Origin of the sequence: Lysinibacillus sp. GbtcB16 (genome assembly GCF_019091145.1) — a bacterium.
Classification (GTDB): domain Bacteria; phylum Bacillota; class Bacilli; order Bacillales_A; family Planococcaceae; genus Lysinibacillus; species Lysinibacillus fusiformis.
The window spans coordinates 1-231 of record NZ_JAGXJV010000946.1; the positions used below are offsets into that span (position 1 = coordinate 1).

The following is a 231-nucleotide window of genomic DNA, read 5'->3' on the forward strand; positions in this document are numbered from 1 at the left end:
ATTACGCAATATCAAAAGAATTTATTATTTATACACAATTCTAAAATACGAATTAACAGTTAATATATAATATCCAAAATAGATTATGCAATATGCAATAGAACTAATGGAAATAGGAATCATAATACTGTATATAGGCATGTTGTGTATTATTGGTAAAGCAAATAAGCTATGAGTAAGTCCGTCTATTATAGGTGAAATAAAACTAAAGCTAACTTGGTTAGAAATTGA

1 pseudogene is annotated in these 231 nt (G+C 25.1%); it reads right to left on the minus strand.

Annotation, left to right across the window (positions count from 1 at the left end):
- Positions 1-24: 24 nt before the first annotated feature.
- Positions 25-231, minus strand: a pseudogene (locus KVT27_RS27300) (FtsX-like permease family protein); the annotation flags it as partial.